Source organism: Streptomyces sp. NPDC002671 (assembly GCF_053592475.1).
Genome location: NZ_JBSFVU010000080.1, coordinates 1 through 14,078 on the forward strand (window position 1 = coordinate 1; position 14,078 = coordinate 14,078).

Annotated in this window: 11 protein-coding genes and 3 pseudogenes; 9 read left to right on the forward strand and 5 right to left on the reverse strand. The window is 67.3% G+C overall.

Annotated features, from left to right (window positions below):
* Positions 1-823: pseudogene (locus tag ACWD35_RS42835) on the forward strand (helix-turn-helix transcriptional regulator); the annotation flags it as partial.
* Positions 824-949: 126 nt separating this feature from the next.
* Here ACWD35_RS42835 and ACWD35_RS42840 read toward each other — a convergent pair.
* Positions 950-3,973 (reverse strand): Tn3 family transposase, encoded by a 3,024-nt coding sequence (locus ACWD35_RS42840; protein ID WP_451356757.1) that lies wholly within the window; start codon positions 3,971-3,973, stop codon positions 950-952.
* 554 nt (positions 3,974-4,527) lie between these two features.
* Between ACWD35_RS42840 and ACWD35_RS42845 the strand changes: the two genes are divergently transcribed.
* On the forward strand, positions 4,528-5,904 hold the full coding sequence (locus ACWD35_RS42845) for a serine/threonine-protein kinase (protein ID WP_451356758.1): 1,377 nt from the start codon (positions 4,528-4,530) through the stop codon (positions 5,902-5,904).
* Positions 5,898-6,077, forward strand: a complete 180-nt coding sequence (locus ACWD35_RS42850) for a hypothetical protein (RefSeq protein WP_451356759.1) — start codon at positions 5,898-5,900, stop codon at positions 6,075-6,077. The genes ACWD35_RS42845 and ACWD35_RS42850 overlap by 7 nt, the downstream gene beginning before the upstream one ends.
* 33 nt (positions 6,078-6,110) lie before the next feature.
* Here ACWD35_RS42850 and ACWD35_RS42855 read toward each other — a convergent pair whose 3' ends face one another.
* Complete coding sequence (locus ACWD35_RS42855; RefSeq protein WP_451356760.1) at positions 6,111-6,782, reverse strand: Tn3 family transposase; 672 nt, start codon at positions 6,780-6,782, stop codon at positions 6,111-6,113.
* A 119-nt stretch (positions 6,783-6,901) separates the two neighbouring features.
* Between ACWD35_RS42855 and ACWD35_RS42860 the strand changes: the two are divergent.
* The 3 genes and pseudogenes from ACWD35_RS42860 to ACWD35_RS42870 all read left to right on the forward strand — a co-directional run.
* Positions 6,902-6,964 (forward strand): annotated as a pseudogene (locus tag ACWD35_RS42860) (helix-turn-helix domain-containing protein); the annotation flags it as partial.
* A gap of 594 nt (positions 6,965-7,558) precedes the next feature.
* Entirely contained in the window at positions 7,559-8,308 is a 750-nt protein-coding gene (locus ACWD35_RS42865) for a hypothetical protein (protein WP_451356761.1), read from the forward strand.
* 249 nt (positions 8,309-8,557) lie between these two features.
* A pseudogene (locus ACWD35_RS42870) lies at positions 8,558-8,803 on the forward strand (transposase); the annotation flags it as partial.
* A gap of 263 nt (positions 8,804-9,066) precedes the next feature.
* Here the strand turns inward: ACWD35_RS42870 and ACWD35_RS42875 are convergent.
* On the reverse strand, positions 9,067-10,071 hold the full coding sequence (locus tag ACWD35_RS42875) for an IS481 family transposase (protein WP_451356762.1): 1,005 nt from the start codon (positions 10,069-10,071) through the stop codon (positions 9,067-9,069).
* On the reverse strand, positions 10,071-10,868 hold the full coding sequence (locus tag ACWD35_RS42880; RefSeq protein WP_451356763.1) for an alpha/beta fold hydrolase: 798 nt from the start codon (positions 10,866-10,868) through the stop codon (positions 10,071-10,073). The genes ACWD35_RS42875 and ACWD35_RS42880 overlap by 1 nt, the downstream gene beginning before the upstream one ends.
* A 36-nt stretch (positions 10,869-10,904) precedes the next feature.
* Here ACWD35_RS42880 and ACWD35_RS42885 point away from each other — a divergent pair, with 36 nt between their 5' ends.
* The gene (locus tag ACWD35_RS42885; protein ID WP_451356764.1) at positions 10,905-11,525 is read left to right on the forward strand and encodes a TetR/AcrR family transcriptional regulator; all 621 of its coding nucleotides are present in this window, start codon (positions 10,905-10,907) and stop codon (positions 11,523-11,525) included.
* A 45-nt stretch (positions 11,526-11,570) separates the two neighbouring features.
* Here the strand turns inward: ACWD35_RS42885 and ACWD35_RS42890 are convergent, their stop codons facing one another.
* Positions 11,571-11,993, reverse strand: a complete 423-nt coding sequence (locus ACWD35_RS42890; protein WP_451356765.1) for a winged helix-turn-helix transcriptional regulator — start codon at positions 11,991-11,993, stop codon at positions 11,571-11,573.
* Between the two features lie 87 nt (positions 11,994-12,080).
* Between ACWD35_RS42890 and ACWD35_RS42895 the strand changes: the two genes are divergently transcribed.
* Entirely contained in the window at positions 12,081-12,896 is an 816-nt protein-coding gene (locus tag ACWD35_RS42895; protein ID WP_451356766.1) for an NAD(P)H-binding protein, read from the forward strand.
* A gap of 233 nt (positions 12,897-13,129) precedes the next feature.
* A partial coding sequence (locus ACWD35_RS42900) for an immunity 49 family protein (protein WP_451356767.1) occupies positions 13,130-14,078 on the forward strand: 949 nt, incomplete at its 3' end.

Below are 14,078 nucleotides of genomic sequence, written 5' to 3' on the forward strand. Positions count from 1 at the left end.
TCGGGGTCGAGTCGGTGCCGGGGCCGTGGGGTGGTTGCCGTCTGGGCGGCGGCACCCGGGTGCCGCCGCTGATCCTCGACGACGAGGAGGCACTCGCTGTGGCCGTCGCCCTGCGCGAGGCCGCGCTCAGCGGCGTCCTCGGCAGCGACCAGGCCGCGCTGTCCGCGCTGCTGAAACTGCGCCAGGGCCTGCCTCCGCGGATCGCGGACCGGCTGGGCGAGTTGGACGCGGCGTTCGTGCACACACACCCAGGCCCGACGGGCCGCAGATCGCGCCGGGCATGCTGCTGGAACTGGCCACCGTGTGCCGTCGTGGTGAGCGCACTCGCCTGTCGTATCGAGACCGGGAAGGAAAAGCCACCGTCCGGAATGTCGACCCGTACCGCCTCGTGCACACCGGGCGCCGCTGGTACTTCGTCGCCCGGGATGTGGCGCGGGACGAGTGGCGGACGTTCCGGGCCGACCGGGTGACGCAAGCGCAGCCAACGGGGCAAGTGGTGGAACTCGTTGACCCGCCCGACCCGGCGCTTCTTGCCTCGCGAGGTATCGCCAGCAGCGCGTACCCGCTCTACGTGACGGTCCACCTCCCGCTGCCCCTGGACCAGGCGCTGCGGCTGGTCCCGCCTACAGTCGGCACCCACCACTCGGACGGCTCCGAGGACACCATCGCCGAAATCGGCGGTCCCGACGCGGAGGGGCTCGCCAAATACCTGCTCAGCCTGGGCACCCCGCTACGAGTGCTGTCCCCGGACGACGTGCGGCAAGCACTACTGCGCCGCACCCGAGAACTGTTCGAGGACAACGCGGGCCGTCGGCCCTCGTAGGGGGTTACGCCGGGTACGAGCGCCGATCCTCAACCGGTGTCGGAGGGGTCCTCGGAACTGCCTGCCTGTTTGCCGTTGCTGCGTGAGGACATTGGTCGCTTCGGACGGAGTTGATCAGTGAGCGTCTCAGGCCTGGTCCGGGCGGCGAGGCCGCAGCGGGCGGTAACCGGCCGGGTCGAGCTTGGCGAGCTCGGTGTCGACCTCGACGTTGATCGTGCCGAAGAAGTTCACGTTCTCGCTGTGGGCCGGGGAGATATGCGCGAGGAGTTCGTCGTCGACTGCTCGGCCCTCGGCGCGCATCTGGGCGACGGCCAGGCCGTAGTACTCCGTCGTCCAGGTCACCACCGAGTTGGTCAGCAGCGTCAGGCACCACGCTTGCTCGGTCTGAGCGGCCAGGTGGCGGTGGCGGATCGCGCCCTCGTGCGCGTACAGCAGGCTGCGGCGCAGGGAGTGCAGGGACTCGCCCTTGTTGAGCTGCCGGGCGATCTTCCTGCGGTAGGTCTCATCCGCCAGGTACCTGGCGGCGTAGACGGTGCGGCGAAGCGCCCCGTACTCCTTCAGCGCCGCGGCCAGGGTGTTCTGCCGGGACGAGGCGGACAGCTTGCCGACGATCAGCGAGGCGGTGGCGTGCCCGAACTTGATCGACCCCGCCAGGCGGAGCAAGTCGTCCCAGTTCTCCTCGATCAGCCCTATGTTGATCTTCTGGGTGAGCAGCGGGCCCGCCACCGGCCAGAGGCTGTTGACGTCCCGCTGCGGGTCCATCCGGTACAAGGTGATCTTCCCCAGGTCCCGGATACGCGGCGAGAGCTGCATGCCCACCAGGTCGAACAACGCGAAGTTCACCAGGGTCACGCCGTGCGTATCGGTCGCGTGTTCCGTGATCGGCAGGTCGGTCTTGTTGCCCATGATCTCGTCCAGCACGTAGTGCGCCTCCCGTCGGGTCACCACGATGACCTTCGTGCCGAATGTCGTGTGCTGGTCCGAGACGTGCGTATACGTGGACAGGCCCTGGCCGGCGAAGTACTTCTTCATCGCCCGCGCGGTCGTCGACTTGCCCTTGACCGGGAACCGCTGCCCGTCCGAGGAGGACAGCGTGCCGCCGCCGAACGCCTGGGTCAGCGGAAGCCGATGGTGGTAGTTGACGACCGCGGTGTTCGCCGCCGCAAGGGTCTCCTCGCGGATGCACCACTCCTGAGTCCACGCCAGAATGTCATACGAGATCCCGCACGCCTCCGCCATCCGCACCAGGCCCAGATTCGTCGCGTTCGCGATCAGCACCGCCAGCAGGTTCCGCTTCAGCTCCGGGGAACGGGTCTGCTTGCCGCCGGCATGCGTGAAGCAGTCCAAAAAGCCGGTGCGGCGGTCCAGTTCCACCAGCAGCGAGGCGATCGGAGCCAGCGGCAGCACCTCAACCAGCTCGTCCTTCAGCGCGGCAGCCTCGGCTGGGATGTCCTCGGCCGACAGCGGCGGGATGATCAGCTCGCCGTCCGGCGACAGCCGCACCTCACCGGTACCCGCCTTCCGGTTGCCCAGCACTTTCTCCAGATCTGTCATCGCGGCCGCGAGCTCCTCCATGCACGCGTCCAGCGCGACCCGTGCGTCGGTGGGCTTGCCGACCAGCTGGCAGAACTGCTCCCGCTGCCCCTCCCACTGCGCGGGCGTGAACAGATACGAGGCCGGATCGGCGTACCGGCGCGAGGACGGCACATACACATCGCCGCTGCGAAGCCCGTCGCGCAGGCCCAGCAGCACCGTCAGCTCCCAGAAGTGCCGATAGGCCGTGACGTCCCGGTCCCGGACGGCCTGCTCCAGGTAGCCGGCCCACTTGGCGGGCACGAAGTCCGTCGGCGCACCGTCCGGGACCTTCCGGGCTCCGTCCGCGTTCAGCTTCTTCAGGATCGCCACGGCCTCCATGAGCGCCTCGGAGCCCGTGCCGCCGGTGAACTCGATGGCCTTCAGCACGTCCGGGGTGAACTGCCGCAGGTAGGAATAGGAGTTATCGAGCATCGCCAGATGCCCGTTGTCGCGCGGAAGCCTGCCAGTGGCCTGCGCGAGCGCGGCGCGCCGCCGCTCCATGCCGATGGTGTTGCGCAGCAATCCGCCGACTATCTCGTCCTCGATCCCGGTGTCGACCAGGACCGGCAGGATCTCATCCAGCAGGGCTTGCCGTCCCTCCCCGGCCGCGGCGCGGGCGGCCAGTTCGTCGCGCATCTTGTGCCGCGCCCGGCTCTCCCGCGCGGAGACGGCCTGGTCGAACAGGCTGATGACCTCGTCCACCACATCGGCGGCCGACTGCGAGAGCACCGTCAAGAGGATCGGGTGACGGCGCTGCGGCTCGCGCCGGTCCAGCGACTGCGCGGTCAGCCTTCTCCCGACCGTTGCCAGGAACCGGCGCCGCTCCGCGGGCAAGCCGGTCAGGTCCAGGGTGTGGGCGTCCATGCCGCGCAGGAAGCCCAGCTTGTCCAGCTCGGCCTTCACCGCGTTCGCCGAGTCCCCGGTCGCGCCCTTGGACAGCCAGTTCAACCGCGTCGTCCCGATCGAGGAGTCCACGGCCAGCAGCCCGTCGAGCTCACCCATCAGCTTCGGCGTCAGCAGATGCCGCACCCGCTGGTAGGTCTCCTGCCCGGCCTCCGCACGCGCCTTGGCCACACGCTCCAGCAGCTTCACCACCCCAGGCCGCACCACCCGCGAGGACGCCAGGTGTTCGCAGGCCAGGCGGAACAGTAGGGAGGGGGAGTCGTGTTCCATCGCGCGGGCGAGCAGGAACTCGTCCAGTTCCTTCAGCTCCAGGGTCTTCGCCGGCTTCCAGTTCAGGTATCGGGTCACCTCGCGCAGGTGCCCGGTGCGGGTCTGCTTCCGCTCGCCGTAGAACCGCAGTTCGCCCACGGGGATCTGCAAGTGCTCGGACAGCCGTGCCACCGCCGCCGGGGGCGCCGAGGCCACGTCGTCGGGGAAGAACCCGAGCCACGGCAGGGTGCACAGCTGGACCGCCAGCCCCAGCCGGTCCTTCGGACTACGGCCGCGGCCCGGATCGATGAACCCCACATCCGCCAGCGTCAGCGTGAGGAACCGGATCAGCTCTTCCTTGTTGATCTCCGGAAAACCGCGCAGCCGCGCCAACTCGTCATCCGCGAACACACGGGTCGCCACCGAGAACCCCCACCACAAGCAGTCGCACACGGCAGCCTCTGTCGTATCGACGGCTTACCGCATTACATGGTGAACGACCCGGCCACTCCTCAAGACACGCCGCAATGCAAGCTGCTGGCCCTGCCGTCAGCGGCTACGGGGACGCCCGGCGCCCGGTGAGGTCTCCGCCGGTACGAGCGACCCGGCCGACGCTGCACTCCGAGCGGCATCGTCCCAGCTCAGCGATATCCGTTGTTTTAGCGGCAGTTACTACGGCGACCCGTGGACGCGCGCGGCGCCTGTCGTCATTCGTTCGTTTGCCGACATCATTCACCAGAGACTGGAAGTCGGGTTACGCCGCTGAAACCCCAACAGGCAGGCCCCTGTTCCGTGGCGGAGGATGCGCCCGGGATGGAAAACTGATCCGGATTCGGGTGGCCGTCCCGGCGAACACCCCTGCGGCTCGGCAGTTTCGGGGTGTTCGGGTTGTCGCCTTCGCGGTCGCGTCGCGATCCCTGTCGTGCCGGTTCGCCGGCGGGAAGGACGCGCATGTCGGAAAGAGGAGGGGATGCCTGGTGGCGCGAGACCAGTTGCTCGGGGGCCGTTACCGGTTGGTGCGGGAGCTCGGCAAGGGCGGTATGGGGCAGGTGTGGGAAGCGCGAGACGAGAGGCTGGGCCGCCCCGTTGCTGTCAAGGTGATCTCCCTGCTCGCCGGTGGCGGAAGTCGCGGTGACGAGGCGCGCGCCAGGTTCCGGCGCGAGGCAGAAATCACCGCCCGCTTGCAGCATCCCAACATCGTGACCGTCCACGACCTCGGCGAGACCGGTCCCGAGGACGACAGGGCCCCGTTCCTGGTGATGGAACTGGTCCGAGGCGAGGGCCTGGACGAGGTCCTGCGCGGGGGCGCCGTCGGCCTGCCGGACGCAGCCGGTTGGGCCGCACAGATATGTGACGCACTCGCCGACGCCCACGGCGCCGGAATCCTGCACCGCGACATCAAGCCCTCCAACATCCTCATCACTTCCTCCGGTGTCGTGAAGGTCCTCGACTTCGGTATCGCGAGGGCGGCCGACCCCTATGCGACCACGGACCGCCTCACCCGGACTGGCTTCATCGTGGGCACACCCCCCTACATGGCGCCCGAACAAGCACGTGGCTTCCCGGAACCGCGCAGCGACCTGTACGCCCTGGGCTGCCTCCTCTTCGAGCTGATCACGGGCCGACTGCCGTTCGAGGGCCCCGACACCATGGGATACCTCTCGGCTCACCTCACCCAGGAACCGCCCAAACCCAGTTCGGTCTCCACCGGCATCCCGCCCGTCTGGGACGACCTCCTGCTGGCCCTGCTGCGCAAAGACCCCGACAAGCGGTATCCGAACGCCGTCGACCTCGCCCGGGCGCTGCGACAACTCGACCACGCCACACCCGAGTCCGTGCCGCCATCCGACGGCCCGGGTACGATTCCCGGACTCCCTCCGCGACGTTCCGCGGCCACAACAGCGACCGCCGGGACGGCGTTGGCGTGCCTTCTCACGGCTTCGGCTATCCCCGTCGCGACAAACATGACCAGCGGCTCGCGGACGGTGCAGATGACGCTCTTCGGCGCCCTGGCGGTCGTCTACGCCATCGGCGTCGTGCGGCTGCTCGCGCGGAACACCGCCGGACGTTGGCTGGTCGCCACAGGCGGCATCGGCCTGGCGCTCCAAGCGGTGCAGGCCATGCCCTTGCTGAATACGGGCAATACGATCGGCGCCATCCTCCAGGGCGTCCTGCCCGTGACCGCCGTCACGGCGGCCCTCTCCGCCCTCCTGGCGGGCTTCTCAGCCGCAGAGCCAAGGTCTTTCGCACCTGGACGCCCCCGCCGCAGGCACGCCTGGCTGATCGCTGGGACGACGATCGTCGCCGTATTGGTGGTCTGGGGCATCGGCTACGTGTGGAGCACGACGTGGTGATACCGCGCCTGGACAATTCCACAAACGGTTCGTACGGCCGCACCTACCCCGACCACGACGACCCGACGGGCTACTCCCGCAAGTGGGTCGGCCCCTACCTCGTCACCCCCGAAGGATGCGAGGACGCCCCGATCCTGGGCAGGGAACGCGTCGTCAGCGTCCCGCGCCGCTGAAGGGACGCCACCAAGAGCGAGCCCCCTGCTGGTTCAGGCTGCCTGGCCGAGTCCGGCGGCGGTCAGGTCCTGGTCGCGGAGCTGGGTGAAGTCGACGTCGAGCTTGGGGTCGTACGCCTCGGACTGGATGCCGAGTTCGTGGGTGGAGTACTCGCCGAACCGTTTGATGTGTTCGGTCAGGTACGGCGAGATGTGGGCCAGGTCCTCCGGGTCGATCTCCCATCCCTCCTCCAGGAGCTGGCGGATGATCTCTGCGATGTCCAGGGCGTTGTGGAAGATGACGGCGTTGGTGAGCAGGGCGTTGAACTTCATCGCCTTCTCCTGCTCGATGGGGTCGTTGTCGGCGAGGACGCCCTGGTTGCCGAAGCCGACCCATTGGGAGAACCGGTTGAACGACTCGACCTTGTTCGTCGCCGCGGTCACCCGGCGACGCAGTGGCGCGTCCGAGAGGTAGCGAAGCAGCTGCACTGTGCGGATCACGCGGCCGACCTCGCGGAACGCGGTGTAGGTGGAGTTCTTGTGCGAGCCCGACCGCAGTCGCTTCAGCAGGGTTGAGGAGGAGATGGCGCCCTCGCGTACGGAGACCGCGACCTTCATCAGGTGCCGGAACTGGGACTCGATCAGGTCCCAGTCGATGACGTTCTTGCCCGGCTCGCCGAACAGGGAGTCGATGTGAACCGTTAGTGGATCGACTGGTACAATCACCGCCGACTCCACGGATCCAACTCCGACCCCACCTGACCGACGGCTGCCTCACCGCCACCGGCCTGGCTATCGACCCACCGACCCCACCCTGAAAACCTCAGTAACCCTATGGCGGCGGCCTGACGGCTGAGGAACGGGTTCGGCGTGAGCGGATCCGGTTGGCGGCCGCGGATCTGATCGAGCGTGCAGACGGTGTCGCCGCAGCGCACGGCTACCCGCTCGGCCTGCTGCATCCCCCATCGGCAGCAGCTCCCGCTCAGCCCACGCGCTCAGATTCTTCTGGAGACGTGCGGCAACCTTCGACTCCTCCGGATACTCGGAATCGTCGACGGCCAGCGCGTCAACGCGCTCGGCGCCCGGCACGGTAGTGGTCTGCCCGGCACCGAGCAGGTAGCCGAGCCCCCGGCGTCGATCAGCTTCGCGGCGTCGCCGAGCTCCCGCCGGTCCAGTGCCGACTCGTTGCGCGGGTGACGGCGTGCAACTGGCCGGCCTGGTTGTGGTCGTACGCGGCAGCGATCTCGTGGGCAGCCAAGCGCCGCAGATCCCCGTCCCGTGCCCACCTGGGGGCGGTCCGGCAAAGCATCCTGCCGGGCCTGCGGGGATCCGCCATGTCCTGGCGGTATTTGACTCAGCTGAACGTGTCGATGATCAGGTCGCGTACGTCACACCGGCTCACCATGCTCTCCGTCAATGCACCCCCGCGCCCGCCGCGATCAAGCGTAGACGCTCAGCCCGCGACGTAGCGGCGTGCAACGTGGCTCCGCTAACTTGCTTCTGTGGCTGCGCGAAAAGAGTCCAGTATCATATGGGTAGAGATCACCATGGAGGCTGACGGTTTCTACTTTCTCCCAACTCGTAATGACGAGCCCCAGAGGATTTACCTTCGGCTCCCGTCGGGAACCGGCCAAGGAGCCCTCGAAGAGGAGTTGCACAAAGCTGGCGCGGAGCCTTTGCGGCAGGATGTAGGGCATAGCGCCCGAAGCCTCCCAGAATATGCAATCATCGCGGTCACTGCCGGGCCAGGAATATGGCTCACCCTTCGCGCTGCCGTCCGAGGGGTCGCTGAACGACACCGGCACAAGGGCTTCATTCTCGAACTGCCTGACGGGGGAGCGATCCACGCGGATGGGCACTCGGCGAAGGAGGTTGCCCGCCTACTGACAGCAGCCGAGCAACTGTTCGAACATCAGAAGCAGACACCGGACCAGCACTTCGTCGCGGTGGATCGAGCAGCACGGCAACTGCTGGCCCATCGTGCCGATCTCGTCGTCCCCGAGTCCTGGGCAACACTCGTCTCGGTCGACTCATCCCTTGACGGAGTGGCCGCCCTCCTCGACGACTGCCGGACTATGCGCCAACGTCATGCTTTGGTCGGATTCCTGACAGGGGTGGTTCAGAGCAATCGAAACCTGGAAGACATGACTGGCCAACCAGCTGCCACCACGGCCGAAGCCCGGCAGGCCCTTACTGCAGTGGCTGAAGTCATCAGGGGCCTACCCCGCGGGATCTTCGAGAATGAGTCATGAATCCACTCACGGCACGGCAGGCCTCGCTTTTCTCGATCACTCAGTCTCTGCAAGAGATCTCTAATTGCTGGAGTTACGGCGGTTGGAGGCCGAGGCCGGTCTTGGCGACGAGGCCCTCGATGAGGCGGGGGCGGTACTGCCCGAGTGCACGGCGACGGGGCCCTCTGCCTGTGGAAAGGAGTCAGAGCTCCGGGTATTGAGTAGGAGTCACCCGGCGCCGTGCACTGCTATTAGGTATTGAGCATTGCTCACCTCGACATCACCATCAAGACCGTGCGCCGCCCACCCGAGGCCAAGGGCTTTGTCGTCCTTCCGCGCCGCTGGGCAGTTGAGCGATCCTGGTCGTGGATCATGAGGGCCCGACGGCACTGCCGCGACCACGAACGTCTGCCCGAGATGAGTGAATCCCTCATCACGTGGGCCGCCATCACCCTCATGACTCGACGGCTCACCCGTCGCACGAACCGTCCCGCCGAACGCCGCGACGTCACCCCGTACTACGTCGCGCAGGCAGCCTGACCAGCTCGAGGATCTCCCGGTCCGGGGTGAACAACTCCGCTGTACCCCCGTGCCAAGGCCGAACGCACTCCGTGTCGGCGTCACCGCGGCCCGCTGGTCCTGAAACGATGCGTCCCATGCAGCCTCTGCCGACACCGTGCCCCGCCGACCTGATCCCGGACGCGACGGGCGAGGAGGCCTTCGTCGCCGCGTACAGGGCGGCCAAGCAACAGTGTGCCGTGTTCGTTGCCGTGGAGCGCCTAGGTGTATGAGGCCAGGACGTTGGTGACGGTCTGCCCGAGTGTTGCTGCGGGCGGTCGACCACCGAGAGCGGTGTGGGGCCGGTGGTGGTTGTAGTGGATGTTCCAAACCGCCAGCGCCTGGGCTCGCTGTGTTTCGGAGGTCCAGGTGCGCGCGTACAGGAACTCTTCTGCCAGAATCCGGTTGTACCGTTCCACTTTCCCGTTGTGCCGGGGCGTGTACGGTCGGATCCGTTGGTGCCGTGAGCCGAGTAGGGCGCGGGTGAACGCGTCGGCCCGGCAGCAGGCACCATTGTCGGTGACGAGCCGTTCGATGCGGGTGATGCCGTGTACGGCAAACCACGCCCTGGCTCGGTGCAGGAACGCGATCGCCGTTGAGGCTTTCTCATCCGGCAAGGGCTCGGTGTAGGCGAGGCGGGTGTGCCCGTCGATCGCGGAGTGCAGGTACACGTACCCTCCACGGCCGGTTTTCTTCTTGTTGCGGCTGACTGCCCGGGAGTGGTCGCTGTCTCGGCCGTGGGCTCGCCATCCGCCGCCGTCAGGTATCCGTCCGACCTTCTTCACGTCGATGTGCACCATGTGTCCCGGCCGGCGAGGGGTGATTGTGCGTGGTTTCCGCGTGGTGTGGCCGTCGGGGTCGATGAATCGTCGCCTGCTCAGACCGAGATGGGCGAGGTGCCGGGTGACGGTGCGACGGCTCACGGCGTGCCCTATTTGGCTGAGTTCGAAGGCGATGCGTCCTGCGGACCACTTGTGGTTTCGGCGCATCTGCTCGATCCGCTCCACTACCTCGCCCGGTGTGGCTGTGGGTTGGCGGTGGGGTGTGGAGGACCGGTCGTGCAGGCCGAGCTCACCATGACGACGGTACCGGTTGACCCACTTGGACGCGCATGCCCTGGAGATGCCCATCTCCGCAGCAACGTGGGCGATCGGACGTGATACGCATCGCTCGACGAGTCGCCTGCGGCCCTCAATGGAGAGAGGTGCGTTGGCATGGGTGCCCATCAGATGGCGGCGAGGTTGTTGAGCAGGTGGCCAAGCTCTACCGGCGCCTGAATGTGGGCCAGGTGGCCCTGGCCGGGGAGTTCGTGGACTCCGGCGTGAGCGACGTGCTGCCGCACGTTGTCGAACGACGTTCCGTAGGGGGCTGTTCCGCGGTTGCACTGGCCGATGATCAGGTCGACTTGATCTGCCTGTCGCGCCATCACATCCGGGGGCGGCGCCGCGTTGAGCGCGCCGAGTTCGGCGTACAGCGGTCCACTCAAGCGACGCAGGATCGCCCAACCGTAATGATCGGCCCGAAGATCCTCGACATGCGCAGCGGAGAAGCCGGAGATCTGCCGATTGACGATCTCGACGCAGCGATCCCAGTCTGCAGTCTCCTCTGCCATCTTCAGGTCCGGCAGTGCATGGCGTCCGAATGGCTGCATCACCGGCTCGTAGGCGATCACCTGGGGAATCGGGTGATCGTTGGCGGCCAGCAAGGTGATCAAGCCGCCGTAGCTCCAGCCGAAGAGAGCCCTCGTGCTGTCGAACTCGTCAAGGACCACGCCGAGGTCCTCAACCTCTGTCTGCAGTGAGTACGAGTTGGTCAACGGCCCCGAGGAAGCACGTCCCCGACGGTTTACGACTACCACTGAGGGCCAGGCGTCGATGGTGCCCGCAACACGGCGCCACGTATGCGCATCACTCATCACGCCCGGAACGACGACGAGGCTCGGGGCATCCGGCTCGCCGTACACATCGACCGTGACCCAGCTGTCCCCGCCGACCGACAGCTTCTTCTGAATCGTTCGCTCCATAAATCTATTATGGAGCGAACGATCTACAATGCAAGCGTGACCGAACGCAACCGTGGACGACCACGAGCCTTCGACCGCGACCGTGCGGTCCTTGACGCCGCTCGCCTCTTCTGGCGACGCGGCTACTCCGGCACTTCGACCCGCACCCTGACCGCGGCCCTCGGGCTTTCCACCTCCAGCCTCTACGCCGCCTTCGGCAGCAAGGCCGGACTGTTCGAGGAAGCGGTGCGGACCTACGCCGAGCGTTACCGCGAGATCTACCAGCAGGCTGTCGCCGAGAAGGACATCCAGACGGTCATCGAACGCATCCTCACCGACTCGGTCCACGAGTTCACCCAGCCAAGCGACACGCATCCCGGATGTCTCATCAGCAGCGCCGTGATGACCGACAGCACGAGCACGCTCGATACCAGCGCCTACATCGCCGAACTGCACAGCTCGAACGAGCAGGCCCTCCTCGTGCGCATCGAACGAGCGATCCAGGACGGGGAACTAGCCGCGGGCACCAACGCAGCGGTCCTGACCGGGTTCGTCCAATCCGTCTGGCACGGATTGTCAGTGCGGTCCAACGTCGCCACGGCTCGCGAGGACCTGCTCGCGACGGCACAACTTGCTCACCAGCTGATCTGCCAACAACTCACGTCACCAACGTTCTGACCCGCAACAGGTGTTGCGGTCAGGAGGTTGATGACGTTTCGCTGATCAGCGGATCTCGTTGTCGGGGTGCTCGCTGTCGTAGGTCTCACGAGCGCGGGCGATGTGGGCCCGGTGTTCGAGTGACCAGTCGGCAAGTGCCTTGACGAGGTGTGTCAGGCTCGCGCCCGTCTCGGAGAGCCGGTAGTCGACCTGGGCCGGCACGGTCGGATACACGGTCCGAAGGACCAGGCCGTCTCGCTCCAGCCGGCGCACCGTAAGGGTCAGCATGCGCTGGGAGATCCCATCGATGGCGCGCTGAAGTTGCCGGAAGCGCCGCGGGCCGTTGGCGAGCTCGACGATGACGAGGACCGACCACTTGTCACCGACCCGGTCGAGGACGTCGCGGATCCCGCAGTCGGGGTGGTCCTGCTGTCCGCAGGGTTCGAGTTCAGCGGGTTCAGCGGTTACCTCGGTGTGCGTCACTGACACGAAACTGCCTCCTTGTGGGTCGACCTGGGCCGGTTGAAGATCTCACCGTAGTTACTGAAGAGAACCACGGTAGGAGACAGAACCACAATGATCATGGTGACCGGCGCGAACGGGCAGCTCGCCTCTCTCACGCTCCAGGAGTTGGCTGAGCGCCACGTGCCCGCCCTGAGCGGCACTCGATCGCCCGCAGAAGGGCAGCGGCGACTCGACTTCGACGACCCCACGAGCCTCGACCTCACCGGCGTTTCTACGCTGGTCCTCGTCTCGGCGGGGTACGCCGAGGACGACCGAGTCATCACCCGGCACCAGGCAGCTCTGGACGCTGCGGTGCGCAATGGCGTGAGCCACGTGGTGTATACCAGCCTGGCTGGCGACGGTGACCACCTTGGCTTCGCCCTCGCCCATCGGGCCACCGAGCAACTGATCAAGTCCAGTGGACTTGGGTGGACGGTCCTGCGCAACGGGCTCTACGCCGAACTCTTCGGGGCGCTCCTGACCTGGACCGCTGACGGCGTGGAATCGGCGTTCGGCGACGGAGCGCTCGCCGCTGTGGTGCGGGCGGACCTGGCCGCGGCCGCAGCCGTCGTGGCCAGCAATCCGACCGCGCACGCCAGCAAGACCTATGACCTGGTCGGCGAACCGATCACCGCCGTCGGCATCGCCGAATCCCTCGGAGTCGCGCACCGGACCATTGGGCTCGGGGAGTACCGGGCCCAACTCCTCGCTGACGACACGCTACTGCCGTTCCAGCCGTCGATGCTCGCCTCGATCGCGACCAGCGTCCGCCACGGGTTCCTCAGCACCACCAGCCCCGACCTCGCCCAACTACTCGGCCGACCGCTCACAGACCCGCTCACCGTCGCCACGGACACCGCGGCCGCGATGCGCCCCGACGCCAGCTGACACGGATGGTTCACCGCAATGCGCCACTGTCCATCGAAGGTCGCCGTCGCCTGATCGAACGCTGCCGCACCCGGCCGTGGCTCCCAGGGGCGGCACGGCATGCACCGCCGCTGACGCACCTGCCACGAAACCCCGCGACGTGGCCCGGCCAGGGCCCCGGTCACAGCAGCCGCTGGCCTGTCAGATCCCGCACCTAGGCTGGCCGTCGCAGAGATCGATCAAGGAGCAGGACAGTGCGAATAGAGCGTCACCAGGTGGGCGGGGCCGTCGTGTCGGCAGCACGCGAGGACTTCACGAACCGCATCGGGGGCCAGGTGCGGTCCATGTCGAGAGCCGGCCGGATGGCCACCTACGAATGGCAGTCGATCGCAGACGAGTTCCTCGACTACCTGGGCGCCCTCTCCGTCGCGACACCCGACCTCGACACCCCGGAGGCCAAGGCCGCCCTCAAAGACGCATCCGAAGCAGCGGCCGGCGCCGTCGCCTACGCCGCCTACCACCCGCACTGCAGCTTCCAGGTCTTCCTGGAGTACGTGAACTTCGGCATGAGCTACGACCCGGGTGAAGATGCCCCCGAGGAGAGCGTCACGCCCGGGGAATGGATCGATGCGCTTTGCCTGACGGTCCTCAGGGACAAAGCCAAGCGGCACGGCGAGGCCTTCCACTTCGCCCGGCAGAAGTTCGCCGAGAACGCACAGGGAACGCCCATCGGCGAGCTCGCCACCGGATTGACGGCCGTGGTCCTGGACGACACCGGCAACGACGAGGAGTACCCGCCGAGCGCCCAGGCCAAACTCACCGCCATCGACGCGGCCCTGGACCGCATCCGAACCCGCGCCCAGGAGACCGGCGAGCCGCTCCTGGACCAGCCGGACAGCGCGGCGCTGCGCACGCTGCGCGCCCTGACCGCCGAGGACCGGGAAGCCTTCGACGCCGCGCTGGCCGACCTCCTGACCAGGCACACCACCCTGCACGGCCCCGCAGCCTCCCCAAGCACCCTCCTCCCGCTCATCCCTATCGCCCTCGCCGCTCTCGCGTACCGGACACTGGGCTGGCCCCCGGCCGTTCGCACCGACTACCTCCCGCACGCGCTGATCACCGGCTTCGAGACCCGAGGCCCGCGGGTCGCGGGGTTCGGCCGGGACCGGCGGCCGGACGCACTGGCCGCGCTCGCCGCGGGCC